The organism is Thalassobaculum sp. (assembly GCF_040219215.1).
GTDB lineage: Bacteria > Pseudomonadota > Alphaproteobacteria > Thalassobaculales > Thalassobaculaceae > Thalassobaculum_A.
Window position 1 is genome coordinate 17,686 of record NZ_JAVJSX010000022.1, and the last position, 25,168, is coordinate 42,853.

Sequence of the window (25,168 nt, forward strand, 5' to 3'; positions counted from 1 at the left end):
TTCGTCATGCCGAACACCGCCATCACCGCCAACCGCCTGCTGGACGGCTTCGTGATCTACCTGACCGCCGATGGTGGCTGGTCGGAACATTTGGCCGATGCCGCCGTTGCCGCCACCAAGGAGCGCGAAGCCGAGCTCCTGGCGGTCGCCGAGCAGGCCGCCAAGGCCGGGACGGTGATCGGCCCGTACACCTTCAAGGTCGATGCCGCCGACGGCCGTGCAATCCCGCTCGGCCAGCGCGAGACCCTGCGCACCCTGGGACCCAGCGTGCGCACCGACCTCGGCTACCAAGCCGCCACCCTCTGACCGGAACCGTCGAGACCGCCATGTACCGCTACGACGAATTCGACCAGACCTTCGTGACCCAGCGGGTCGAGCAGTTCCGCGAGCAGGTCGCCCGCCGGATCAGCGGCGAGCTGAGCGAGGACGAGTTCAAGCCGCTGCGGCTGATGAACGGCCTGTACCTCCAACTGCATGCCTACATGCTGCGGGTCGCCATCCCCTACGGCACACTGTCGTCGCGCCAGTTGCGGCAACTGGGATACATCGCCCGGAAGTACGACCGCGGCTATGGCCATTTCACCACGCGCCAGAACATCCAGTTCAACTGGCCGACCCTGGGCGACACCCCGGACATCCTGGCCGACCTGGCCGCGGTCGAGATGCACGCCATTCAGACCAGCGGCAACTGCATTCGCAATACCACCGCGGACGCCACTGCCGGAGTCGCCGCCGACGAGATTGCCGACTCCCGCGTCTACTGCGAGATCATCCGGCAGTGGTCGACCCTCCATCCGGAGTTCTCGTTCCTGCCGCGCAAGTTCAAGGTGGCGGTGACCGGGGCGCCGGGCGACCGGGCGGTGACGGCCGCCCACGACATTGGCCTGCGGATGGTCCGCGACGACGCCGGGGAGATCGGCTTCGAGGTGCTGGTCGGCGGCGGCCAGGGCCGGACCCCGATCCTGGCGGTCACCATCCGCGAGTTCCTGCCGGCCGAGCACCTGCTGTCGTACCTGGAAGCTGTGCTGCGCGTGTACAACCAGCTCGGCCGCCGCGACAACATCTACAAGGCCCGCATCAAGATCCTGGTGCGCGAGACCGGCACCGAGGAGTTCGCCCGGCTAGTCGAGGAGGAATGGGCGCACATCCGCGACAGCGAACTGAAGCTGCCGGCAGACGAGATTGCCCGCATCCACGCCTACTTCGCGCCGCCGGCCTATGAAGCGCTGGACGCGGCCTGCCCCGAGCTGGATGTCCAACGGGCCGGCAACCGGGCGTTCGACGCCTGGGTACGCAGCAACGTCGAGGCCCACAAGCAGCCGGGCTATGCCATTGCCACGGTATCGTTGAAGCCGCATGGCGGCATCCCCGGCGACGCCTCCGCCGAGCAGATGGAACTGGTCGCCGATCTGGCCGACCGATTCGGCTTCGGCGAGATCCGGGTGTCCTACAAGCAGAACCTGCTGCTGCCGGACCTGCGCCAGCGCGACCTGTTCGCGGTGTGGCAGGAACTGACGGCGGCCGGGCTGGCCACCGCGAACTCGCACAAGCTGTCCGACATCATCGCCTGCCCGGGCCTCGACTACTGCAATCTGGCGAACGCCCGCTCGATCCCGATCGCCCAGATGATCAGCACCCGCTTCGCCGATCTGGAGCGCGAGCAGGAGATCGGCAACGTCACCGTCAACATCTCCGGCTGCATCAACGCCTGCGCCCACCACCACGTCGCCAACATCGGCATCCTCGGCGTCGATAAGAAGGGCAAGGAGTTCTACCAGGTCACGCTCGGTGGAGCCGCCGACCACAGCGCCGCGATCGGCGACATCGTCGGCCCCGCCTTCGACGAGGACCAGATCGTCGGCGCGGTCGAGACCGTGGTCGACGTCTACTTGGCAAAGCGTACCGGCTCGGACGAGCCGTTCATCGACACCTATCGCCGCATCGGTATCAAGCCGTTCAAGGAGAAGCTCTATGCCACTCATTAAGAACGGAGCCGCCGTCCAGGATCCCTGGTTCGCGGCTACCACCGAATCCGACCTCGACCGCTCCGGCCCGCTGCTGGTTCCGCTGGAACTGTGGCAGCAGCACCGTGACCGGCTGGTCGGCCGGGTCGGCCCGCTGGGCGTCCGGCTGGCCAGCGCCCAGTCACCTGCTCTGATCGCCGCCGACCTGGACCGCCTCGACCTGGTGGCGCTGGAGTTTCCGAAGTTCACCGACGGCCGGGCCTACTCCTACGCCCGCCTGCTGCGCGAGCGCCACGGCTTCACCGGCGAGGTTCGCGCGGTCGGCCACGTGCTGCGCGACCAGATCGCCTTCATGCTGCGCTGCGGGTTCGACTCACTTGAGGTCGACGAGCGGGCGGCCGGCGGCTGGCAGTCGGCGACCACGGCGTTCAGCGCCTGGTACCAGCCGGCCACCGATGCCCAGGCCCCGATCCCTGCCCGACGGCGCTACGCCGTTCCGGCCCGCACCTCCCAGTCGGTGATCCGCTCGGAACCGGTTCGGACTGCCGACGCCGCCGAACTCGCGGTCTGTGCCGCCACCTGGGCCTACTGAGCCGCCGCCCGACCCATCAAGCGGGATGAGTGTCATGTATCGCGATCCGTCGAGCGACCTGGCGGGCGAGCCTGGAGCCGTTGGCCCATCGCATGCCCCGACCTATGCCGCCGCCTGGGACCGGGCCTTCGGCCACCTGGACGGCGAGGCGCTGCTGGAGGCCATGATCACCCGGGTGTTTCCGGGGCGGATCGCCCTGGTTTCGTCGTTCGGGGCCGAAGCCGCGGTGCTGCTCGACATGGTGGCCCGGATCGACAGGTCGGTGCCTGTGTTGTTCCTGGACACCGGCAAACATTTCGACGCGACCCTGACCTACCGCGACGTCCTGGTCCGGCGCTTCGGGTTGATCGATGTGCGCAGCCTGCGTCCCGATCCGGCGGATCTGCGCCATGTCGACCCGGACGGAAACCTGCACCGGCACGACCCGGACATGTGCTGCCATATCCGCAAGGTTGCGCCGCTGGAACGCGCGCTCAGCGGATTCGACGCCTGGATCACCGGACGCAAACGATTCCAGGGCACCGACCGCTCGAAGATCGAGCCGGTGGAGGTCGCTGACAACCGGGTGAAGATCAACCCGCTGGCCGGCTGGACCGCCGCCCGGATCGACGAGGCGTTCCGGCATCGCGGCCTGCCGCGCCATCCGCTGTTCGACAACGGCTTCCTGTCGATCGGCTGCGAGCCCTGCACCCGCCGGGTACGCGACGGCGAGGATTCCCGCAGCGGCCGCTGGGCCGGGTTCGGCAAGACCGAGTGCGGGATTCATCTGCCAAGCGAACCTGCCGCCCGCTCTCACTGACGCTTTTTGCTTCGGCACCAGTCGTTCGTGTTCGATCTATATTGACAACATTATTGTCATTAAATATATGACAGTAATGTTGTCAATGGAGTTTGGCATGGAAGCGCTGGAGCAGTTTCTTCGAACCGAGGCAGGACCACTGCAATACGCTGCATTCTTCGGATCCCTGGTCATCCTAGGCTTCCTGGAACTGGCTATCAGCCGCGGCCGTGCCGCGCCCTGCCGCGGGCGACGTTGGACGATCAACTTTGGTCTGACCGCTTTGAACATCCTGATTCTCGGTGCGATCCCGGTGTCAGGCGTGTTCGTCGCCGACTACGCACGCGATCACGACTACAGACTGCTGAACCCTCTGTCGGTCTCCGCGTTGCTCGCCCTACCGATCGGCATTCTGGTCCGCAGCCTGCTGTCATGGGCGATCCATCTGGCCATGCACAAGATCCCCCTATTTTGGCGAGTGCACCGGGTGCACCACACCGATCCGGTCCTCGACATCTCCACCACCGTCCGGTTCCATCCGCTGGAGTTCCTGATCGCTACCCCGGTGCTGCTGCTGGCGATCCTGGCAGTCGGCATCTCGCCGGTCGCGCTGATGACCTACGAGATCTTCGATGCCGTCATGGCGGTGTTCAGTCACTCCAACATCCGGGTGCCATCGTCCATAGAACGGATCTTGCGCCTGGTGCTCGTCACCCCGGACGTCCATCGCATCCACCATTCGTCCCGGCAGGCCGAGACGGACAGCAACTACGGCGCGACACTCACCATCTGGGATCGTCTGTTCGGCACGTACCGGGAAAAGGCCCCGAGGGCTCTGGCAACGATGACACTCGGCCTGGAGGAGTGTCAGGATGATCGCGTGAACTCGATCTGGTGGCTGCTGACTTTACCGGTGCGGACCACCAAGTTGATCAACCGGCAAAGCCTCATGACCAAACCCGATGGAGCGGGATGACTGATCGCAAGAACGAACTCCGCATGGTCGTAGACCAGGTCCGAGTCTGCTTCAACCTGCTCAAGACGCTTGCGGAGGCAATGCACGACGACCTGGCGGTGACCCCTTCGATGCGCGCCGTGATGGAGGCTCTCGCGTTGGCGGGCGCCCAGACGGTACCCGACATCGCCCGGGCTCGGGGGGTCTCGCGCCAGCACATCCAGATCATCATGAACACGCTTCAAGAGCGCGATCTCGCGGTTTCGCATGACAATCCAGCGCATAAGCGCTCGCCACTTTACGAACTGACGCCGTCCGGCCGTACGACATTCGAACTGATGCGGAAGCGCGAGGCTGAGCCGCTGGGACGGCTTGCCAGTTCCATGGCGTCAACTGATCTAACTAGCGCAGCGACGGCTTTGACCGACCTGAACCGTATTCTGCGAGATGAGTTGGAGAGACGGGAACCCTCCGACCTGGGCTAGGAATCCAACCGCTCGGTCAGGAACTCGGCGGCGACCCGATTGGGTGCCAGCGCGACGGCCTTGGCCCAGTAGGCGGTTGCCTGGACCTGATTGCCGAGGCGACGATGGCATTCCGCCATGACGCTCGGCAGCAGGAAACTGTGCCGGAAGTGCGGGTCCCCCTCGATCTCGCCAAGCACGGGCAGCGCATCGGCCGCGCCGCGCAGTTCCATCACCGCCACGGCACGATTTAGCCGGACGACCGGCGAGTCCGTCCTCTCAAGCAGCGCGTCGTAGTAGCCAAGGATCCGCTGCCAGTCGGTTGCCTGATAGGAATCCGCAGAGGCATGGCATGCCGCGATGGCGGCCTCCAAATGATACTGGGAGCTTTGGGATTGAGCCATCGAACGCCGCAGATAGCTGAAGCCTCGACCGATGCTCTCCCGATTCCATTCCCCACGATCCTGCTCGGATAAGAGTAGTATCCGGCCTGACGGATCGACCCGTGCCGACAACCGGGAAGCCTGGAACGCCAGCAGAGCCGACAACGCCCATACCCGGCCGTCCGAGGCGAACTGGCTATGCTGGAGAAGGTGCATCAGCCGTTCTGCCTCTCGACAGAGGTCGTCTCGAATCAGTGATTTGCCGCCGGTTGCGTAGTAGCCGGCGTTGAACACCAGATAAACAATCTGCAGCACGTCGCCGAGACGTTCGCCCAGTTCTCCCGGGCGCGGCAGATCGAGCGGTATCCCTCTCTTTGCCAGCCCCTGCTTGCACCGGAACAGCGATTTTCGAACCGCCTCCGATGCCATGCAGAGACCGGACGCGATCTCCTCGAACCCAAGTCCGCAGACTACGCGGAGCGTCAACACGATGCTGTCCCTCAGGCTGATGCCGGGGTCGCAACACACGAACATCAGCTTCAGCACATCATCGTTGAGGGGATCGGAACTGACAGGCTCGTTTCGATCCGCCTCTGCGTACAACGCGTCGACGACGTGCCGCTCGTTAGTCGCGTGGATCTGCCTTCGGCGCATCCCGTCACGCAGGATGTTCCGGGCAACCTGGTAGATCCAGCCGCCCGGATTGTCAGGCACACCCGATATCGCCCAGCGTTCGACAGCCTTAACCATCGCGCCGGACACGGCGTTCTCGATGTCATCCAACCGGGCCGGGCCGAACTGAGCGGCCAATCCCGCAATCGCCATGGTCCATTGTTGGCGAAAGAAATGCTCGACCAGAACCTTGGGTTCGTCAGGCGAGCCCACATCTCACTCCGTCTGACGGATCACCATCTCGCGCACCTCCACCGATCCGCCATAGGCCAGCATCGGGAAACCCTTTGCCGTCTCCTCAGCGGCGGCGGCATCCGTGGCGCGAATGCAATAGTAGCCGGAGACCGCCTCCTTGGCTTCGCAGAACGGACCATCGACCACCATCCGATCACCGCGTTGCCGGACCGTGGAACCCATATCGCTGGTCAGCTTGCCGGCACCGATGAACGCCCCGGTCGCACGTACCTGAGTGTTCCAAGCATCGAACTTCTCGATGACCGCCTGCATCTCGGCCGGCGAGAAACTGTCCCACCGACGTTCATGGTCACGAAAGATCAAAAGATACTCTTTCACGTCTTAACCTCGCGAAATGCGTTGCACCTGCTCCAAGACGTCCGGGCATCATCCTCTGGGACATAGTCTGAGGTGAAACGTGAAAAATCTGAGGATCAGAGGCTCGGGTATTCAGCAGCTTCAGAACGACAACCCGTACGCCCCCGGCCTTGAAGCCGCTCAGGAGGCAACCGCAATCAGCGCGTGATTGCCCCGTGGTCGGCCAGGACCAGGATCATCGCCAGACGCCCCGCGTCATCGCACAGCGGCAGGCGCAGCACCCGGTAGCGCCGGGTCTTGTCCTGCCGATTCGTGAAGGACAGTTCGGTGAACTGCGCCGCAAGATCCTCGGTCATGCGAACCAGGTCGCCGTGCAAGGTGCGGGCAAACGGTTCCGGGCGCAGGTCCAATATCCGCACGCCCTTCAGGCTCTGACCGTGAATGGTGTCGGCGGCCGTGCCGGCCAGACGATAGCGGAAATCGACCGGCTCGCGCTCGACGTCGATCAGCAGCACGTGGGGCAGCAGTGCCGGTGGCAATTCGAGCGGATCAAGGTCGGCCCGCGCCGGTGCAACCCTGAGACCCCGCCGATCGGTCCAATACTGAAACAGGGGCCGGAAGAACCCGAAGTCGGGCGCATCTGGATCGAGGCCCAGGAAAACCCTCTGCGCGGTCGTCGCCTCGAACAGTTCGAAAGGCTTCGCAACGGCTGCCATCATCGGCGTTCTGCCCATTCTTTCGGCCCAGGGTATTGTCTGCTCCATTTGCGGTCACGGCAACACCGGCGATCATCTCACACGATCACTTCACCGTTTCGGGGTCGAGCAGCATGCCGTTCGCGCGGCAGACTCTGCTGCTTGACTCAGTGTACCCTCGGACCATCCGGAGGAGACCGCCGTGCCCGAAACGATCGATGCTCTGCTGGCGCCATTCCCGAGGACGCCCTTCCTCAGTTGGAGCACCCCGGTCGAACCGCTGCCCCGGCTTGGAAAGCATCTCGGGATCGACCTCCGCGTGAAGCGCGACGACCTGACGGGGCTGGCGTTCGGCGGCAACAAGGTGCGCAAGCTGGAATTCTACTTCGGCCAAGCGCTGAAGGAAGGCGCCGACACGGTGCTGATCACCGGCGCCGTCCAGAGCAACTACGTTCGGGTCGTTGCCGCCTGCGCCGCCCGGCTGGGACTGGACTGCCATGTACAACTGGAAGAGCGGGTCTCCGGCCAGGACGACACGTATCGTTCTTCCGGAAACGTCCTGCTCGACGACCTGCTCGGAGCGCATCGGCATGCCTTCGACGTCGGGGAGGACGAAGAAGGTGCCGACGCCCGGCTGCACGAGATCGCCGGCGAGCTGTCGCGACAGGGGCGACGCCCCTACGTGATCCCGCTCAGCCCGAAGCATCCGCCGCTCGGGTCGCTCGGCTACCTCGCCTGCGCAGCTGAACTGATGCGGCAGGGCGCCCTCGACGTCGATCAGGTCGTCGTCCCCTCCGGCAGCGGCCTGACCCACTCCGGCCTGCTGTTCGGCCTGCGCACGCTAGGCTGGCAGGGGCGCGTGATCGGGATCTGCGTGCGACGGGCAGCTTCGGCGCAGGCCGGCCGTCTGGCACGGCACATCGATCGCATCGCGACGCTGGCCGGTACCGGCAACCCGGTCAGGGACGGCGATATCGAGGTGTTCGACGACGTGCTGCACCCGGGCTACGGCAAGTTGAACAATGCGGTGTCCGACGCCCTCCGGCTGGCCGCCCGGCTCGAAGGTCTGCTGGTCGACCCGGTGTACACTGCCCGCGCGCTTGCCGGCCTGATCGCCTGCGCCGGCGATGGCCGGATTCCCAAGCGAAGCCGGACCTTGTTCCTGCATACCGGCGGTCTTCCGGCGCTCTTCGCCTACCAGCGCGACCTGCAGGCGCACGGAGTGACCGGCTGACGTCGCCTACAGCGGAACGTCCGGGGTCCCGGCTCCAATGTCGATGAACTGCCGTTCGAACACATGGAAGGTCGTCGTGCGCCCGAGGTCCGGCCAGGGCCCCAGGGTGGTGTCGATGTTGGAGCCCACGAAAACCAGATGCATGCCCGCGCCATCGTCGCGGCGAAACGGGAACGCCACGGTCTCCACCGCCATGGTCTTGCCGCTCTCGAACCGGTTCTCGCCAAGCACCCGCATCCCGCATGGATGACTGGCCGGAACCACGAAACCCTCCAGCGCCGCCGCCCGTCGCTCCGGCGCCACGAGGTCCAGATAGTCGCGGCCGGTCGGGTCGAAGCCGAAGCTCGACACCATCCCGGTGCCCATCAGCCGGATGCGGACCACGCCGGGCTCCGACAGGTCGCAGATCATCATGTGCGGAATCAGCGCCGGGACGTTGAGCGGATCGAACACCGAGCGCAGCGGAACCACGCCGTCGCGCGGCAGCGACTGCCAATGTCTGGCCCAGGCGCGACTGGCTTCAGCAGTGAACATCATCTGATCACCGTCCACTCATCCAATCCTGGCCCCGAACGCGCCGGGAACGCAGCGCGCAACGCCCCTGCCACGGTCCGCGCTAACGGACGAACTCGGCGATCAGAAGGCGCTCTGGAACAGCCCTCCGTCGAGCAACAGGTTCTGGCCAGTAATGTACCCTGCCTGCGAACTGCACAGGAATGCGGCGGCATCACCGAATTCCGCCGGATTGCCGGCGCGCTTGGCCGGCACCGTCGCAACCCGTTCGTCATGCATCGCATCGTGGGATTTGCCCTGGGCCTTGGCGGTCGCATCGATTCCGGCCCGGTAGCGGTCGGTGTCGAAGTAGCCCGGCAGGATGTTGTTGATGGTCACGTTGGCGTGCGCCACCGATCGCGACACGCCGGCCAGGAACGCCGTCAGGCCGGCCCGTGCGCCGCTCGACAGGTCGAGCCCGAACACCGGCATCTTCACCGACACCGACGTGATGTTGACGATCCGCCCGAACCGCCGCTCGACCATGCCGTCGACCGCCCGTTGGATCAGCTCGATCGGCGTGATCATGTTCGCGGTGACGCCCTTCAGCATCGCCTCGCGATCGATCTGCCGGAAATCCTTGAACGGCGGGCCGCCCGCATTGGTGATCAGGATGTCCGGCGCGGCGCACGGGGCGAAGAGGGCGTCCTGCCCCTCCCGCGTGGTGACGTCGGCCGCGACCGGAATGACATCCGCACCGGTCTCCTTGTGCAGCGCGCCAGCCTCGGCCTTCAGGCGGTCGGCGTCGATTCCGTTCAGCACGACCACGCAGCCCGCCCGCGCCAGGGACCCCGCGATCGCCCGGCCGAGTCCGCGGCTGGAACCACACACGATGGCCTTGCGGCCGCTGATCCCGAGATCCATTTCGTTCTCCCTGATGTCGATCGTTCGCTGAAGGTGACCGTACCGCTACCCGTCGCGCCGCTCCACCCACGTCTGCAGTGCTCGTGACAGCCCCTTTGAAGGCTTGGACGGGGGCCGGGCGAAACTGCCGCGCGTTGCCGGCCTGGGTGCCAGGTCGACGAGGGCCTCCGCCAAACGCACCGCGCACGACACGCCGTCCAGGACCGGCACCGGGATCTCATGCGCCACCGTCCGCGCCAACCCGGCAATCGGACCGCCGCCCATGATCACCACCTCGGCGCCGTACCGGTCGATCACCTCATGACAGGCCTCAACCAGCCGTCGGCCGGTTTGCTCCTTGGCGTTGGTGATATCGGTCGGCGGCACGTCCAGCGGCCGGACCGCTACGAGGCGACCGGCAAGTCCGTGTTCCTCCGCGCACTCACGGTACCAGACACCGAGCCTTGGGGTGAGGCAGACGATTGCGTAGCGCCGCCCGAGCGTGTAGGCGGTCAGGAATGCCGCCTCGGAGATTCCGATCACCGGAATCTCCAGCATCTCCTTGGCCGCGAACACGCCGGGGTCTCCGAAGGCGGCGACGATCGCTGCATCGCAACCGGGCGCTTGCTCGGCCAGTGTTTCCAGCACCGCGTGACCGGCGATCGCCGATTCAACCCGGTTCTCGATGTACAGCGTGCCGAAGCGGGCGGTCGCCGGCACCATCTCGGTGTCAGGCGCCGCCGTCCTCCGAGCCTCCTCCACCATGGTGGCGGTGATTGCCTCCGTGACGTTCGGATTGACGATCAGAATGCGCCGCGCCATGCCGGTGTCCAGTCAGCTTACCCCGAAGGCCCAGCATAGCCCGCGCACGGCAGACGGCCAGGGACTATGCACGACCAGGAGGCTCATCCTTTCGCCGGCACACACGTCGGCCTTCAAGATACAGGACATCCAACCCGCTGCTGCGAAACAGATCGAGAGCATCGGCCGGATTCTCGACAATCGGTTCGCCGCGCCCGTTCAGCGACGTGTTCATAACCACCGGTGTTCCGGTCCGGGTCTCGAAAGCCTCGATCAGCTTGCGAAAACCACTGGCGCTATCGTCAACCGTTTGCACCCGGGCCGATCCGTCAACGTGGGTGATCGCCGGCAATGCGTCGCTGCGGACCCTGGCAGTAAACAACATGTGCGGGCTCGACGGCGGCCCCCCTGCAAACCACTCGCCGTGCCGTTCGACTAGCACCGCCGGTGCCAAAGGCCGCCATCGCTCCCGGCTCTTGATGTCGTTGACCCGGTTGAGGTTCCGGGGATCGCGCGGATCAGCAACGATCGAACGGTGCCCAAGCGCACGCGGTCCGATTTCCGAACGGCCCTCGAACCAGCCGACAACCGCTCCTTCCGCGACATCCGCTGCCGCCGCGGCCGGCGCATCGATCCGTTCCTCAACGCGGAGGCCGTTACCTGCCGATCGTACGGCCCGATCCACTTCGCCGTCGCTCTGGCGCCGACCCAGGTAAGCCAGCCCACCGGTATCGGCCCCTTGGTGCACACGCGGATCCTTGAACAGCGCGTGCGCGACATAGAACGCCGCGCCGATTGCCAGACCGGAATCATCGCAACTCGGCGGAACGAAGACCCGGGCGAACCCTGCTTCATGCCAGATACGACTGTTCGCCGGACAATTCAGCGCGCAGCCACCCGACAAGCACAGGGTGTCAGCGGCAACTCCCAGGTCGGCGGCCAAGCGAGCGGCGGTTCGCGCCAACCCGAGCGCCTGTTCCTCGAAGGTCAGTTGCACGGAGGCGGCCATGTCCCTGGGAAATCGAGCCAACGGATCCGGAGCCGGAAGGGCGCCGACCTCGTCCCGCGCCAGCGCCGCGGCGTTGCGGATGTACGGCCAGGCGGTCTCGTACAGCAGCTCAACGATCTTGGCCCGATCCCAGGGATACCGTTCGCGTACCTCGCCCATCGTGCCGACGAACGACGGGTCGTGAAATCGCGGCGTTCCGTACGGAGCCAGTCCCATCAGTTTTCCGGGTCCACCCATCCCTTTCAGCCCGCAGGCATCCGCCACGCGGCGATACAGGTTTCCGGCGTGCGAGTGGTTGAACCAGATCGGATACAGCATGCCGCCTTCACCCACGGCGTGGATCCCCGCGGCGTGACCGTAGACACCGGTTTGATAGCCACCGTCATACGTGACGACGGCGGCACGCTCGGCATCGGACTGGTAGAACGCCGTTGCCGCGTGTGCCAAGTGGTGCGGTATCACCGCTCCCGGCAGCGTACGGCCGCGAATTGTGCATCGGATCGGCGCATGGAACGGCCCTGCCAGCAGCTCGCGCCAATCCCGGTTGCCGTACAACTCCGCCGCGTTCGCGGTGATCCGATCGGGCCGGCCAACCTCGCTCCACCCCGTTGGCGTGAAAGGGAACTGACGTGCGAACAGCACCTCCGCCTTGGGATCGGAGGGATCGGTATCAGCGTCGAAGAGCGCGGCCGTGTCCGGGTAGTGATGGAAGTCGACCAGCCGCTTTCGACCCTGCGCTTCTTCCCGCATCATCGCGCTGGCAAAGGCCGCCCAGCGCTGCCGCATGAAGTCCGGGCCGCCAAGCACGCCTTCCAGATCCGGAGCGTACTCAAACCGGAATCGACCCGGGTCGACGAACAGGAACGGCCAGTTCTGGGTTGTCGTAACCGCAACGGCATCGACCGACTCCAGCCCGATCCCGGCGTCCGCCAGCGCCAGGTCGATGTCGACGACCGTCGCTATAGCCGCATGCTTGATGCGGGTGTGGCGCTCTTTTTCGATCAGGCTTTGCACGACGCCGTCGATCACAACGGTCACGGCGGCATCGTGGCCCATGTGAATGCCGAGCACGATCAATGGTCGGTACCAGGCAGTCGAACCGCCTCGGCCTCCTCAATGCGGCCCGCCGCCAGCAGCGCTTCAACGAGATCGATCCGGACGCCGGCATCGTGGTCGGCGTCTCCGTAGGCTGCCTGCTGAAGCAGGCTGATGGCCTCGCTCCGCCAACCAGCCTTCATGAGCGTTCGGGCCCGGACGCGTGCTTTAGCCGCAGCGTCGTTGTCTGCCTGTCGATCATTCATGGGTAGGCTTAGAAGTAGAATATCGGCGAACGGTGATGCAACCCCTTTGCCGAACCGCGCACTCGCGCCTTGAGGGTTGCGGCCCGACCGACTAACGTCGCGCGCCGCGCAACGCTGAGGTTTCCGGATGAGTCTGGCCGAAGAGCCCGCCGTCACCAACGACAACATCGTGGTGTCATGCCGGTCACTGACGAAGAGCTATCCGATCTGGCATTCGCCGATGGGCCAGATGCTCGGCTTGATCGCACCAAGGATCGTGCGCCCGGCGCGCAGTTTCACCGCGCTGGACAATGTCAGCTTCGATGTCGGTCGTGGCGAGATGGTGGGCATCCTCGGCCACAACGGTTCCGGCAAGTCGACCTTGCTGCAGATGGTCGCCTCGACCCTGACGCCCACCCAGGGAACCGTGTCCGTCAACGGGACCGTGAGCGCGCTGCTGGAACTCGGTGCGGGGCTGAACCCCGAATACACCGGGCGCGAGAACATCTTTCTCTATGCCGCCGTCCTCGGCATTCCCAGAAGCCGCATCCAAGACAAGGTCGGCGAGATCCTGGCGTTCTCGGAATTGTCGGAGTTCATCGATCAACCGGTGAAGCACTACTCCAGCGGCATGTTCCTGCGACTTGCCTTCTCCATCGCGATCTCTGTCGAGCCCGAACTGCTGATCATCGACGAGGCCCTGGCGGTCGGCGACGCGTCGTTCCAACTCAAATGCTTCGAGAAGATCCAACAGCTCAAGGATCGCGGCACCACTGTCCTGCTGGTCACGCACTCGACCCAGGTGGTGATCGAGCTGTGCGATCGATGCCTGTTGCTCGATCACGGCCGACTGTTGGCGGACGGTGATCCCACGACCGTCGCACCCCTGTATCTCCGGCTGATCTTCGCACCCGAGGATGCCAAGGAAGCCATCCGGCAGGAGATCCTGACCGGCGAGCCGGCGGCCGAACCCAATGGCGATGGCGTCCACGCCCTGGAGATCGCACCCGACCGACCGCCGACGTCAGACGGCGTCGAGGAGGTCCAGTATGTGTCGCGCGGTGCCTCGATCCAGAACGTCCGGATCACCGACCCCGATGGCCGGCCGGCGCCGGTCCTGGTTCGAAACCACGACTACGTGATCCGCTACGAGTTGCGGGTCGATCAGACCATCCGTCATCCACTGTTTGCGACCCTGATCAAGACTCTGCGCGGCGTGGAGATCGGCGGACTTGGATTCGGCGAGGAGACCACCCGCTGCACGGAACTGCGCGCCGGTCAGACGGCCCGCATCTCCTTCGGGTTCCGGTGCGCGCTGAACCCGGGCCAGTACACGCTCAACACCGGCGTCTCCGCCATGCTGGGCCAGGAGCGCCACTCCGTTCACCGCCGGATCAACGCCCTCGTTTTCGAAGTTGCGGCCGTCGATGACCGGCACGTCACCGGCATCGTCGATCTCGGTCTGAAGCCCGCGCTCTCGGTGGACGGCGATTGATCAATCCGCATTTTGGTTAACCACAACTCGACCGGTCGGCCAATATGTTGCATTGTAGACATATACAACCTGTCGGATTGAAGACCGGCTCCCGAGAAAATGAGGAACTCGCGTGGTCGGGCCAGATCGCGAAATCGCAGACCTGCCATCCAGTGCCGATCCACAGGCGCGCACCCTTCTCGATAAATGGGGGTCGCTTTGTGCCGACGGGCTCCCGCCATCCCGCGAGCAAATCGGTCCATTCGAACTGAGGCCCTGGCTCGGGCACATCAGCATCTATGAAGCAGTCGACGGCGGCGCCGACTTTCGGATCCGCCTGGAAGGCACCCGGATAAGCCAGATGACCGGGGAGGACTGGACCGGCCGTTACGCCAGCGAGGTCGACGCTGCCTTCAACGCTCAGCTTGTGAGCCACATGCAGGAGGCGCTCCGGACCGGTCGGCCTAGCCTTCATGCCATCGGCATCTACCAGCGGAAGTTCCGCTCGGCGGTTCGCATGCTGCTTCCGGTTCGCAGCCGCGCCGATGGCCCGGCGGACCAGATCTTCCTGGTGATCTACCTCGATCCCGGGCAAGCCCCGTAGCCAGCCGCCGCCATCGCCATTCAGTCGCGGAACGGTACGCCCATCCGGTCGAGCTTGCGCATCCAGGCTGCAAGTTCGATCTGGCCGTATCCGCCGAACCGCGACCCGACCGGCTTCTGCGCCCGGGTGTGCTCCACGATCTTCGCCGGAATCCGCACGACTTCGGCCTGTCCACCGGCCTGGGCCAGCACCTGAACCCGGCAGGCCCGCTCCAGATTGTACATGTGGAAGAACGCCTCTGCGACGGTTTCACCGACCGTCAGCGTGCCATGGTTGCGCAGGATCATCGCCTTGCGGTCACCGAGGTCGGCGACCAGCCGCGGCTTCTCATCCTCATCGAGCGCCAGACCCTCGTAGTCGTGATAGGCGATGCCACCCGGCAGGAACATGCCGAACTGCGAGGCATCCAGCAGGCCCTCGCGCTGGCACGACACCGCAACGCCGGAATCGGTGTGCAGATGGATCACGCAGTGCGCGTCGGGAGCCTTCTCGTGGATTGCGCCGTGGATCAGGAACCCGGCGTAGTTGATCGGGTGTCCGGTGTCCTCGACGATATTGCCTTCCAGGTCGATCTTCACGAGGTTCGACGCCGTCACCTCCTCGTACATCAACCCGAACGGATTGATCAGGAAGTGGTGATCGGCCCCTGGGACCCGGGCCGAAATGTGGGTGTAGATCAGGTCATCCATCCCCAGGGTGCCGAAGATCCGGTACACGGCCGCCAGTTCCTCGCGCACCGTCTGCTCCTCTGGAGAACGGGTCTTCGAACGCTTGGCGGCGGGTTGGGTAAGCGATGTGACGGACATGGCGGAACTCCCTGGTCGCGGGGTGATTGCGGCAATCCTAGGCCCGGGCGGGCCGCACCGCCAAGCGCCCGTCGGCGCACGGTCTCTTCACGCGCCGTCATAGTCGGACAGGTCGGCCTCCTCGTCGGCCGGAAAATCGATGTGCAGATGATTGCCGTCCGGGTCGAAGATGTTGACCTGGCGGATCCCGAAATCCGGCAGCACCCGGCAGTAGTAGGCGACCTTCTCGGTCCGCAGAAGCGCGAGGAAGTCGGCAAGTCCGCTGGCGCTCAGCGCGTAGTGCTCCAGTTGCTGGTCCGGCCGATACTCGGCCAGTTCCTCCGAAGCTCCGACGAGATGGACGATCGCCTGTTCACCGGCGTACATCCACGCCCCGGGAAAATCGAACCCCGGCCGCCGGCCCTTCTTCAATCCGAGGATCCGTTCACAGAACCCGATCATCGTCTCGAGATCGGTCGTTCGGACATTGACGTGGTCGAGCTTCTGGATTGGCATCGCTATCCTCCGGGGCAAGCCTGCCTTAGGCATTGTCCGCCAGCTTACCGTGAAATCGAGACCGACGACCATGACCGACCGGCTGTCCAATCCCGACCTGCGCCGCCTGTTCCTGGAGCGGCATGAGCTTGGCGTATCGCCGTCCGGCCCGCTGACCCGCGACGGACTCGACGCCCTGATCGAACGCCTGGGGTTCGTTCAGGTCGATACGATCTCCACCCTGGAGCAGGCGCATCACCACATCCTGTTCACGCGGGCCAACGGCTACCGCAAGCCGCTGCTGAAGTACCTGCTGGAGAAGCGGCGGTCGCTGTTCGAGCACTGGACCCACGACGCCTCGATCATTCCGACACGATTCTACCCCTACTGGAAGCGACGGTTCCGGCGGGCGGCAGCCCGCATCACGGACAACCGGCACTGGGCCGAACGCTTCAACGGCCGCCAGGACGAGGTGCTGGACGGGATTCGCCGACGGGTCACCGAGAACGGGTCGGTCAGCTCGCGCGACGTGACCTCCGATGACACCGAAGAGCGCAGCGCCTGGTGGGGCTGGACCCCCTCCAAGACGGCGTTGGAGTTTCTCTGGCACACTGGCGAGTTCGCCGTCGCCGGCCGGCGTGGCTTCGCCAAGATCTACGACCTCGCACACCGGGTGATCCCGGCCGAGCATCACGACCCCGAACCCGATCACGAGACTACGGTCGACTGGATGTGCCGTCAGGCAATCGCCCGCCTGGGTGTCGCATCGCCTCGCGAGATCGCCGCGTTCTTCAATGCGGTCTCCCTGGCGGAAGCCGAAGCCTGGTGCGCGGCGGCACCTCCGGAAACGCTGCGGCGGATCGAGATCGAGCACGCTGACGGATCGCTGCGCGAGGTCTGGGCTCGTCCGGACGTGCTTGATCTTGCCGCCGCGGCGCCGGAACCGCCGGCGCGAGTCCGGTTTCTGTCGCCGTTCGACCCGATGATCCGCGAGCGCGACCGCACCTTGCGGTTGTTCGGGTTCGACTATCGCTTCGAGGCGTTCGTGCCGGCAGCCAAGCGGGTCTGGGGCTACTACGTCCTGCCGATGCTGGAGCGCGACCGTCTCATCGGCCGCATCGAGCTCAAGGCGCACCGCGACCAGGGGGTCCTGGAAGTCCGCGGGTTCTGGCTGGAACCCGGGATCAGGCCCGCCAAGGCTCGCATGGCCCGGGTCGAGGCCGAGATCGAGCGGTGGCGCGTTTTCACCGGGCTTGAATCGGTGCAATGGAGCGTCGGGACTGGGCAATAGTTGCCTGTTCGGACAAATTCGACGGCAAATATTTCCCATTGATTGTATTACTGGAGTCTACTTATCATCCCTAACGAGAACGGGAAGGCGGGTGAGAATCACCACCGGAGGACGGACCATGGACGTCGCACTTTGGGTTGTAGGCATCTGGTGCACGGTCTCGCTTGTTGCCGCACCGATGATCGGCCTTCTGGGCCGCGCGAACGACGCTCCGATCCGGTCGGACCGTCCCTGACCCTCGCCAGTTCAGCGACCTTTACGTTCCCTATTAGCCACGGCTCCCCTCCAGCGCGTTCCTGTAGAGCGCGGTGCTGAGGTACTTGATTCCGGAATCACACATGACGGTCACCACCGTCGCCTCCGGACCCATGCGGCGCGCGAGATCCAAGGCGGCCACCAGATTGGCCCCGGTCGACGTGCCGGCGAACAAGCCTTCAGCCTGTGCCAGTCGGCGCGCCATCGCCATCGCTTCCTCGGTCGATACCGGCATGATCTCGGAGATCACCGACGGGTCCCAAAGCGGCGCGACAAACCCCGGCCCGATACCCTCGATCTTATGGATGCCGGTCTTGCCGCCGGACAGCACCGGCGACTCCCTGGGCTCCACGGCGACGATCCGAACGTCAGGGTTGCGAGACCTGAGCCGCTCGGCCACTCCCCTAACCGAGCCGGCAGTGCCGGTGCTCTGCACGAACGCATCGACCCGTCCGCCGGTCTGACGCCAGATTTCATCGCCCATCCGGTGATAGGCGGACAGCTGATCGGCATTGTTGAGCTGGTCGGTCCAGAAACCGCTGGTCCGTTCGGTGATCTGCCGGGCCTCCTCGATCATGGTACGCGTCAACGTCTCGTCCATGCCGCCACCCACGCTGCGCACGATCGTAAGTTCCGCACCCAGCGCCGCCATGTGATTGCGTTTCTCTTCGCTGAACGCATCCGACGTGACGATGCTGATCGGGTATCCTTTCACCGCGCAGACCAGCGACAGGGACACGCCGGTACTGCCGCCGGTGTACTCGATGACCCGGCCACCGGGCTTCAACCGGCCGTCAAGCTCGGCGGCCTCGATCATGGCAAGCGCCATGCGATCCTTCATGCTGCCCGTCGGGTTCTGGCTTTCCGCCTTGATGAGGATCCGGGCGCTGCCCTCGGGAACCAGCACCCTGAGTGCGATCAGTGGCGTGTTGCCGATCAGGTCGAGAACCGAGTGATGAATGCTGGACGTCGCAGCCATTGGCATCGCCTCACGTTTGAAGTGCCCGGCAGCATTCAGCCTACGGAGCGCTGCCGCACCAACAATCTATGTGGTTCCCATACGATCCGGCAGATCGTAATAATTCGCCATGCTGGATCGATATTCATCCATCAACTGGGACGACCTTCGGTTCTTTCTCGCGGTCTACCGATCCGGGTCGCTGCGCGGGGCCGCCCGCCAGCTCGGCGTCAACCATGCGACCGTGACACGACGACTGGGTGCGCTTGAGGCCTCCCTGGGCGCACGTGTGTTCGACCGCCGGCCCGACGGACTCGCTCCGTCCCAGGCCGGCGAGGACCTGCTGGAAGCCGTCGAGCGTGTCGAAGGCGAACTGATCGCCGTCCATCGCAGGGTCGTCGGACGGGACGACAGCCCGCGCGGCGTCGTGCGCCTCAGCGTTCCGCCCGCCATGCTGCAGTCGTTCCTGGCCCGGGAGCTGGTGGCGTTCGCCCAACTGCACCCTGGTATCGAACTCGACGTAGATGCCTCGCACAGCTACTCGGACCTGACCCGGCGCGAGGCCGACATCGCCATCCGCATGGCCGACGAAGTGACCGAGGACCTGGTCGGCCTGCGGGTCATCCGGTACCGCAAAGCGATCTACGCCTCCCCGGCCTATCTGGCGACGGCGAACGGCGGCAGGAACCTCGATCCCGATGTCCATTGCTGGATCGGATGGGGCGCGGGACTGCCCTACCCCGCCTGGCCGCGCGACACGCCGTTTCCCAACCTACCTGTCCGGCACCGGCTGTTCTCCAACATCCTGCAGCTGCAGGCAGCCAGCGAGGGGCTGGGGCTGGCGCTGCTGCCGTGCTTCCTGGGTGACGAGCAGCCGGGAGTGATCCGGGTACCCGGCAGTGGCACGCTGGACGGCAAGAGCATCTGGGTCCTGTACCATCACGATCTGCGCAAGACCGCCCGGATCCGGACCCTGATCGACTTCATCGCCCCGGCCATCCTGCGGCATCGACGGCTGATCGAGGGCGGCGCAGCGCAAGCATCCGCAGCCGCAACGTCCACGAAAAATTAACTTTCTCGACCGACACTGCGGTCATGCGTCCCGACCGGGAAAGGACCGTAGGATGGACCTCGCATTGTGGATCGTCGTCAGTTGGATCGGAATCTCGATCGCAACCGCCTGGACATTGGCCGCCGTGCTGCGCGCGAACCGGAACGGTACGCTCGTCCCACTCCGCGTCAGGGCGGCTATCCGACCGGATCGCGCTGGACCACGCCGGTAAGGCACCCGATCGCCCCGGCGGCCTTGACCAGTTCGGAGCCGTCGACCGTCACGCACTCAATCCCGACCGCCTCATACACCTTCTGTACCGACTCGTAGCCGGCCAGCATGAGGATCTTGCGCGGGCCGAGGGTCACGATGTTCAGAGCCCGATTCAGGGTCCCGTCGCTCTCGTCCGGCAGCCAGACGATCTGGTAGCCACGCTCCTGCAGCGCCTGAACCGTGGCGAACGGCGTGCGGCGCGGCCAGCAGATTGCGAGATCCCGATCGACGATCCGCAGCATTCCCATGAAATGCATGGTGCCGTACGGCATGTCGACGGCCAGGGTCTCGATCCCCACATCCTCGAGCGTTGAAGCGATCTGCGCGGCGGCATCCTCATTGGTACGCAGGCCGAGGCCGACCATCACGGTTTCCGGATCGAGCCACATCAGATCGGCCCCCTCGAACACCGCGTTTCCGGTCAGCGTCCGCAGGATCGGGACGCCCAGATCGGCCAGCCGGCGCGCCACCCAGCGCTCCTCGCCGGCCCGCACCGTGGATGCCGGTCGGGCCAGGATCGCGCCTTCCGGCGTCATCACGAACAGGTCGGCGCAGAACATCTGGTTCGGGGTCGGCTGGCCGGCCGGATCGACATAGTGCACCGCCACGCCGTTGGACCGATAGGCATCGGCCATGGCGTCGTGCTGCTCCCCGGCCCGTCCGATGTCCGGCGCCGAAAGCATCTGGACCGCGTTCGGATTCTCAAGCGCCGCCGTCAACTCGCCGCCGGGTCGATGCAGCAGGACGCTGCGCAGCCGGCCGTACTCGCTGTCGATCCCCGAAGCCGCCCACAGGTCGCCGATCTCCTGGCGGTGGCTGCGGGTCCGCCCCTGCCAGCCCGGTCCGCCATAGGCTGCAGAATCGAAGGTGTTGCCGGTGTCGTCCATCAGGTGTCTCCGTCGGGGTTCGGCCGGGAGGATCGGTCGCCCGGACCGCAGCGTCAACCGGCGGCGTTCAGCGACGCCTCATCGGACATCGCGTCGAGAAAACGCCCCAGGAACCGGTCGGTGACCGGTACTGCCCTGCCGCTGCCCGAGGCGACCAGGGCGTGGACCAGACGCGCCTCTGACGTGCCGGCGTTCTCGAGCTCGAGCAGCAGTGCAAAGGCGTGCAGCCCATTGTCCGGATCGAGCGCGGACCTGATGTCCGCCCTCGGCCGATCAAGGGCTCCGACAACGATCATTTCCAGCACACGCAACAGATCCACCGGGTGCTCCAAGTGACGCGCGAGCAGAATGGCGGACAGTGCCGCGGTCCATGCCCGTTCAGCACTCCCGTGCTCGCTTGCGGTCGACCGGGCGGCCGACTGTACAAGCTCGGCAATCGCCCAATCGGCGGCGCGCATGGATTTGTTCCCTGATCCGTTCATGACCTGAACGGTAAGTGTCACGCGCCAGAGCAGCCACGCATAACTTATGCGGCACCAGCACCCGACACTGCCGGTCCTCGACTGCACGACTTGCAGGACGCATCGCAAAACAGGGATGCTTCCTCGGTTCTCCTGCTGAACTGCCGCCGCACTGTCCGCGGCACGTCCATATCTTGTGGAACCGAGGCCACGTGATGCGGTTGAATGGTTCGGGTGGAACGGGACGACAGGGAACAGGGATGAGGGACGGCGAGCAGCGGAGCTTCCTGTCCGGCGGCGGGGAAATGGGCGGCCTGTTGCGCGCCCACGACTGGTCACGATCGGAACTCGGACCGCCGGAGAACTGGCCGCAATGCCTGAAGACTGCGGTCGGACTGCTTTTGAACTCCGGCTACCCCATGTACCTCGCGTGGGGGCCGAGCTTCATCCAGATCTACAACGATGCGTACCGCCCGATCCTGGGCGATACAAAGCATCCCGGAGCACTCGGTACGGGGACCGCCGATACGTTTGCCGAGATCTGGGACTTCATCGGGCCAATGTTTCGAACGGTTCTCGAAAAGGCCCAGGCATCGACATTCATTGACCAGCTGCTGGCACTCAACCGCTTCGGATTCCCCGAGGAGTGCTACTTCGTATTCTCCTACAGCCCCGTGTTGCTGGAGACAGGAGAGGCTGGCGGGGTTTTCGTCACGGTTCTGGAAACCACCGACCGGGTGCTCCGGGAGCGGCGCCAACGGGTTCTCAAGGACGTCGCGGCCAAGCAGGCGCAGGTCGACCGGTCCGCCATCTTCCACCATGCCGCGGAGACGATCGCATCGTGCCGGGAAGACGTCCCGTTCGTCGCGATCGGGGCTCCGGACGAGGACGGAGCCTGGTCCATCTCCGCCTTCGCTGGACCGGACGGGGCGCGGACCCCTGCACTGCTGGCGTTGCGGAGTGCGGCTGGCGGCGTGCACGCGGACGGCATGGTGGAGTTGGAGGAAGGTATCGTCTGCCCGCCATGGCCCGAGCCGGTGACGCGCGTTGCGTGTCGCACGGTCGTGCCGCCGGGAAGTACTGCCCCGGCAGGAATGATCGTCTCCGCACTCAGCCCGCGCCTCCACTGGGATGAGCCCTACCGAGCTTTCATCGACACCTGCGCATCAAACCTGGCGGCCGTCGTCGCGGACGCCGAGACCCTTGACCTCGAACGCAAGCGCGCCGAAGCGTTGGCCGAGATCGACCGGGCGAAGACCGTGTTCTTCTCCAATGTCAGCCACGAGTTCCGCACTCCATTGACGCTGATGCTCGGACCGCTGGAAGACACGCTGGCCGACGACCGCGGTCTGGACGACGCTCACCGCACCAGGCTGGAAGCGGTTCACCGCAACAGCCTGAGACTGCTGAAGCTGGTGAACAGCCTGCTGGACTTCTCCCGCATTGAGGCCGGCCGGATGAACGCGTTCTACCGACCGACCGATCTCGTGAAGCTCACGACCGACCTCGTGTCCAGCTTTCGCTCTGCGACCGAGAAAGCCGGTCTTGCGCTGAACGTGCGCGCAACGCCACTGCCGCAATCGGTCTATCTGGATCGCGACATGTGGGAGAACATCATTCTCAACCTCGTCTCGAACGCGTTCAAATTCACGCTGGAAGGCGAGATCATCGTGGATGTCGGCCCGGCCGCCGACGGCCGCAGCGCGATTGTTTCCGTCCGCGATACTGGCGTCGGCATCCCGGCCGATGAACTGCCACGCCTGTTCGAACGCTTCCACCGGATCGAGGGCGTACTGGGACGATCAATCGAAGGCAGCGGCATTGGACTGGCACTGGTCCAGGAACTGGTGAACCTGCACGGCGCCACCCTGTCGGTCCAAAGCCAGCACGGCAAAGGCAGTTCGTTCACGGTGACGCTCCCATATGGCAGCGAACATCTGCCTCGCGAGCATGTCGGCCAGGACGAGCAACCGGTGTCGGCCAGTTCACGCTCCAGCGGGTTTGTTGCCGAAGCGTTGCGTTGGCTTCCGGTTGGAAACGCCACACACCCGAATACCCTGGCCAGCGAACCGGCCAGCGTGCCGGGGAGGTCCGCAGCGAGCACCGGCCATCGTGTGCTGATCGCCGATGACAATCCCGACATGCGCGACTACATCCGTCATCTGCTCGAGGGCGGCGGCTACCATGTCGAGGTAGCCTCTGACGGACTGGAAGCGTTGTCTGCCGTCGAAAGACGACGGCCGGACCTGGTCCTGTCGGACGTGATGATGCCGAAGCTCGACGGCTTCGGATTGCTGCGTGCGCTGCGAGACAGGGAAGCCACCCGAGACATCCCCCTCATCATGCTGTCCGCCCGCGCGGGTCAGGAAGCCAAGATCGAGGGTCTCGACGCCGGAGCCGACGACTACATCGTCAAGCCATTCTCCAGCCGGGAACTGTTCGCACGCGTCGCCTCAGCGATCGAGCTTTCCAAAGTCCGGCTGAACGCCGCGAAAACCATCCGCGACGAGTATGCGCGCTTTCGGGATCTGTTCGACCAGGCACCAAGCTTCATGGCGATCCTACGAGGGCCGGATCACACGTTCGAGTTTGCCAATGCCGCGTATGTGCGCCTGGTTGGCAAGAGGAGGTTGCTGGGGCGGTCGGTCAAGGAGGCGTTCCCGGACATCGCCGAGCAGGGCTTTCTCGAAATTCTCGACAGAGTCTATCGGACCGGCGAGCGCTTCGTCGGCGAGAACATGCCGCTGCGGTTGCAGTTGTCTCCGGAATCGCCTCCGCAGGACCTGTTCCTGAACTTCGTCTACGAGCCAATCACCGACCCCAACGGAAAGGTGACGGGCATCATCGTGGAAGGTCACGACGTCACGCAACAGAGCCTGCAACAGCAGCACCTCCGGTTGCTGATCAACGAGTTGAACCATCGCGTCAAGAATACGCTGGCGATCGTTCAGGCCATCAGCCAGCAGACGTTCAAGGACGCCTTCGACCTGGACCTGGCGCGCGAAGCGTTCGCGGGGCGTCTCGCCGCACTGGCGACCGCCCACGATCTGCTGACCCGCCAGAACTGGGAATCGACCGATCTGGCGTCGATCGCTGGCGAAGTCATGTGCGCGCACCACGACGAGGCGCGAAGGATCCGTGCCGCCGGCCCTTCGGTGTCCCTGTTGCCGAAGACCGCCGTGACCATCGCGATCGCGCTGCACGAGTTGTGCACCAACGCCGCCAAGCATGGCGCCCTGTCCACCGCGGAAGGGAGCGTCTCCATGACCTGGTCGATCGCGCAAGACACCGAGCCCAGGATCAGCATCGTCTGGCGGGAGACCGGCGGACCGACCGTTCGCCCACCGACGCGGCGCGGCTTTGGAACGCAGATGATCGAGCGTGCGCTTGCGGCGGAACTGCGGGGCACCGTCCGTCTGGACTTCAAGCCCTCGGGCTTGGTCTGTGAGATCGACGCTCCGCTACCCCAAGGAGAACGCCATGAGTGATCTATCGGGCAAGCGGGTCCTCGTGGTCGAGGATGAGCCAATTATCGCGATGACCGTGGAAGACACGCTGATCGAGTTCGGCGCCACGGTTATTGGGCCGGCGACGAGTGTTGAAGACGCGATCAAGCTGGTCGACGCCAGTTCACCGGATGCCGCCCTGCTCGATCTCAACCTGAACGGCAAGCGAAGTGACGCCGTCGCCGACCTGCTCGTCCAACGATCGGTCCCTTTCGTGTTCGCAACCGGCTACGGCATGGCGCCAGAAGACTCAAACTGGCCGGGAGTTGCGGTTCTGCAGAAGCCATACAACCCCGAACAACTCATCGCGGCACTCACCCAGGCGATCCTCGACCGTCGTTGACGAAGCGAGCC

Annotated in this window: 26 protein-coding genes; 13 read left to right on the forward strand and 13 right to left on the reverse strand. The window is 65.0% G+C overall.

Annotated features, from left to right (window positions below):
• Positions 1 to 6 precede the first annotated feature (6 nt).
• The 6 genes from RIC54_RS15630 to RIC54_RS15655 all read left to right on the forward strand — a co-directional run bounded on the left by RIC54_RS15630 (position 7) and on the right by RIC54_RS15655 (position 4,774).
• On the forward strand, positions 7 to 306 hold the full coding sequence (locus RIC54_RS15630; RefSeq protein ID WP_350089777.1) for a DUF2849 domain-containing protein: 300 nt from the start codon (positions 7 to 9) through the stop codon (positions 304 to 306).
• A gap of 20 nt (positions 307 to 326) precedes the next feature.
• Complete coding sequence (locus RIC54_RS15635) at positions 327 to 1,985, forward strand: nitrite/sulfite reductase (RefSeq protein WP_350089780.1); 1,659 nt, start codon at positions 327 to 329, stop codon at positions 1,983 to 1,985.
• Positions 1,972 to 2,556, forward strand: a complete 585-nt coding sequence (locus RIC54_RS15640; RefSeq protein ID WP_350089783.1) for a DUF934 domain-containing protein — start codon at positions 1,972 to 1,974, stop codon at positions 2,554 to 2,556. Before RIC54_RS15635 ends, RIC54_RS15640 begins: the two co-directional genes overlap by 14 nt.
• Before the next feature lie 34 nt (positions 2,557 to 2,590).
• Complete coding sequence (locus tag RIC54_RS15645) at positions 2,591 to 3,355, forward strand: phosphoadenylyl-sulfate reductase (RefSeq protein WP_350089786.1); 765 nt, start codon at positions 2,591 to 2,593, stop codon at positions 3,353 to 3,355.
• 97 nt (positions 3,356 to 3,452) lie between these two features.
• Positions 3,453 to 4,310 carry a sterol desaturase family protein gene (locus RIC54_RS15650; RefSeq protein WP_350089789.1) on the forward strand — a complete coding sequence of 286 codons (858 nt, stop codon included), beginning with the start codon at positions 3,453 to 3,455 and terminating at the stop codon, positions 4,308 to 4,310.
• The gene (locus RIC54_RS15655; RefSeq protein ID WP_350089792.1) at positions 4,307 to 4,774 is read left to right on the forward strand and encodes a MarR family winged helix-turn-helix transcriptional regulator; all 468 of its coding nucleotides are present in this window, start codon (positions 4,307 to 4,309) and stop codon (positions 4,772 to 4,774) included. Before RIC54_RS15650 ends, RIC54_RS15655 begins: the two co-directional genes overlap by 4 nt.
• On the opposite strand, the gene RIC54_RS15660 is transcribed toward RIC54_RS15655, so the two are convergent.
• The 3 genes from RIC54_RS15660 to RIC54_RS15670 form a co-directional block, all read right to left on the reverse strand.
• Positions 4,771 to 6,021, reverse strand: a complete 1,251-nt coding sequence (locus RIC54_RS15660; protein WP_350089795.1) for an RNA polymerase sigma factor — start codon at positions 6,019 to 6,021, stop codon at positions 4,771 to 4,773. The two genes, RIC54_RS15655 and RIC54_RS15660, sit on opposite strands and share 4 nt — an antisense overlap.
• A 3-nt stretch (positions 6,022 to 6,024) precedes the next feature.
• On the reverse strand, positions 6,025 to 6,381 hold the full coding sequence (locus RIC54_RS15665; RefSeq protein ID WP_350089799.1) for a YciI family protein: 357 nt from the start codon (positions 6,379 to 6,381) through the stop codon (positions 6,025 to 6,027).
• 176 nt (positions 6,382 to 6,557) lie between these two features.
• Positions 6,558 to 7,079: a PAS domain-containing protein gene (locus RIC54_RS15670; RefSeq protein ID WP_350089802.1), complete on the reverse strand. Its 522-nt coding sequence runs from the start codon at positions 7,077 to 7,079 to the stop codon at positions 6,558 to 6,560.
• Positions 7,080 to 7,257: 178 nt separating this feature from the next.
• On the opposite strand from RIC54_RS15670, the gene RIC54_RS15675 reads away from it, so the two are divergent.
• Positions 7,258 to 8,289 (forward strand): D-cysteine desulfhydrase family protein, encoded by a 1,032-nt coding sequence (locus RIC54_RS15675; protein ID WP_350089805.1) that lies wholly within the window; start codon positions 7,258 to 7,260, stop codon positions 8,287 to 8,289.
• Between the two features lie 6 nt (positions 8,290 to 8,295).
• On the opposite strand, the gene RIC54_RS15680 is transcribed toward RIC54_RS15675, so the two are convergent.
• From RIC54_RS15680 to RIC54_RS15700, 5 genes are all read right to left on the reverse strand, one after another.
• Positions 8,296 to 8,841 (reverse strand): PAS domain-containing protein, encoded by a 546-nt coding sequence (locus RIC54_RS15680; RefSeq protein ID WP_350089808.1) that lies wholly within the window; start codon positions 8,839 to 8,841, stop codon positions 8,296 to 8,298.
• Positions 8,842 to 8,925: 84 nt separating this feature from the next.
• Entirely contained in the window at positions 8,926 to 9,705 is a 780-nt protein-coding gene (locus tag RIC54_RS15685) for an SDR family oxidoreductase (RefSeq protein ID WP_350089811.1), read from the reverse strand.
• 45 nt (positions 9,706 to 9,750) lie between these two features.
• Positions 9,751 to 10,506, reverse strand: a complete 756-nt coding sequence (locus RIC54_RS15690) for an aspartate/glutamate racemase family protein (RefSeq protein ID WP_350089814.1) — start codon at positions 10,504 to 10,506, stop codon at positions 9,751 to 9,753.
• Positions 10,507 to 10,570: 64 nt separating this feature from the next.
• On the reverse strand, positions 10,571 to 12,550 hold the full coding sequence (locus RIC54_RS15695) for a carbamoyltransferase C-terminal domain-containing protein (RefSeq protein ID WP_350090647.1): 1,980 nt from the start codon (positions 12,548 to 12,550) through the stop codon (positions 10,571 to 10,573).
• A gap of 17 nt (positions 12,551 to 12,567) precedes the next feature.
• Complete coding sequence (locus RIC54_RS15700; protein ID WP_350089817.1) at positions 12,568 to 12,963, reverse strand: tetratricopeptide repeat protein; 396 nt, start codon at positions 12,961 to 12,963, stop codon at positions 12,568 to 12,570.
• On the opposite strand from RIC54_RS15700, the gene RIC54_RS15705 reads away from it, so the two are divergent.
• Together RIC54_RS15705 and RIC54_RS15710 are read left to right on the forward strand one after the other, a co-directional pair.
• A complete protein-coding gene (locus RIC54_RS15705; RefSeq protein WP_350089820.1) occupies positions 12,923 to 14,269 on the forward strand; it encodes an ABC transporter ATP-binding protein in 1,347 nt (448 codons plus the stop codon). The two genes, RIC54_RS15700 and RIC54_RS15705, sit on opposite strands and share 41 nt — an antisense overlap.
• 112 nt (positions 14,270 to 14,381) lie before the next feature.
• Entirely contained in the window at positions 14,382 to 14,852 is a 471-nt protein-coding gene (locus RIC54_RS15710; RefSeq protein WP_350089823.1) for a PAS domain-containing protein, read from the forward strand.
• Positions 14,853 to 14,872: 20 nt separating this feature from the next.
• Here RIC54_RS15710 and RIC54_RS15715 read toward each other — a convergent pair whose 3' ends face one another.
• Positions 14,873 to 15,658: a class II aldolase/adducin family protein gene (locus RIC54_RS15715; protein WP_350089826.1), complete on the reverse strand. Its 786-nt coding sequence runs from the start codon at positions 15,656 to 15,658 to the stop codon at positions 14,873 to 14,875.
• A gap of 87 nt (positions 15,659 to 15,745) precedes the next feature.
• On the reverse strand, positions 15,746 to 16,153 hold the full coding sequence (locus tag RIC54_RS15720; RefSeq protein ID WP_350089829.1) for a VOC family protein: 408 nt from the start codon (positions 16,151 to 16,153) through the stop codon (positions 15,746 to 15,748).
• 70 nt (positions 16,154 to 16,223) lie between these two features.
• Here RIC54_RS15720 and RIC54_RS15725 point away from each other — a divergent pair, with 70 nt between their 5' ends.
• Positions 16,224 to 17,423: a winged helix-turn-helix domain-containing protein gene (locus RIC54_RS15725; RefSeq protein WP_350089832.1), complete on the forward strand. Its 1,200-nt coding sequence runs from the start codon at positions 16,224 to 16,226 to the stop codon at positions 17,421 to 17,423.
• 268 nt (positions 17,424 to 17,691) lie between these two features.
• On the opposite strand, the gene RIC54_RS15730 is transcribed toward RIC54_RS15725, so the two are convergent.
• Positions 17,692 to 18,657 (reverse strand): PLP-dependent cysteine synthase family protein, encoded by a 966-nt coding sequence (locus RIC54_RS15730; protein ID WP_350089835.1) that lies wholly within the window; start codon positions 18,655 to 18,657, stop codon positions 17,692 to 17,694.
• Between the two features lie 109 nt (positions 18,658 to 18,766).
• On the opposite strand from RIC54_RS15730, the gene RIC54_RS15735 reads away from it, so the two are divergent.
• Complete coding sequence (locus RIC54_RS15735) at positions 18,767 to 19,708, forward strand: LysR family transcriptional regulator (RefSeq protein ID WP_350089838.1); 942 nt, start codon at positions 18,767 to 18,769, stop codon at positions 19,706 to 19,708.
• Between the two features lie 176 nt (positions 19,709 to 19,884).
• On the opposite strand, the gene RIC54_RS15740 is transcribed toward RIC54_RS15735, so the two are convergent.
• Positions 19,885 to 20,847 carry a dimethylarginine dimethylaminohydrolase family protein gene (locus RIC54_RS15740; protein WP_350089841.1) on the reverse strand — a complete coding sequence of 321 codons (963 nt, stop codon included), beginning with the start codon at positions 20,845 to 20,847 and terminating at the stop codon, positions 19,885 to 19,887.
• A 53-nt stretch (positions 20,848 to 20,900) separates the two neighbouring features.
• Positions 20,901 to 21,305, reverse strand: coding sequence for a hypothetical protein (locus RIC54_RS15745; RefSeq protein ID WP_350089844.1), 405 nt, complete (start codon positions 21,303 to 21,305; stop codon positions 20,901 to 20,903).
• A 263-nt stretch (positions 21,306 to 21,568) separates the two neighbouring features.
• On the opposite strand from RIC54_RS15745, the gene RIC54_RS15750 reads away from it, so the two are divergent.
• Both RIC54_RS15750 and RIC54_RS15755 read left to right on the forward strand, forming a co-directional pair.
• Complete coding sequence (locus RIC54_RS15750; RefSeq protein ID WP_350089847.1) at positions 21,569 to 24,796, forward strand: response regulator; 3,228 nt, start codon at positions 21,569 to 21,571, stop codon at positions 24,794 to 24,796.
• Entirely contained in the window at positions 24,789 to 25,157 is a 369-nt protein-coding gene (locus RIC54_RS15755; RefSeq protein ID WP_350089850.1) for a response regulator, read from the forward strand. Before RIC54_RS15750 ends, RIC54_RS15755 begins: the two co-directional genes overlap by 8 nt.
• Positions 25,158 to 25,168 lie beyond the last annotated feature (11 nt).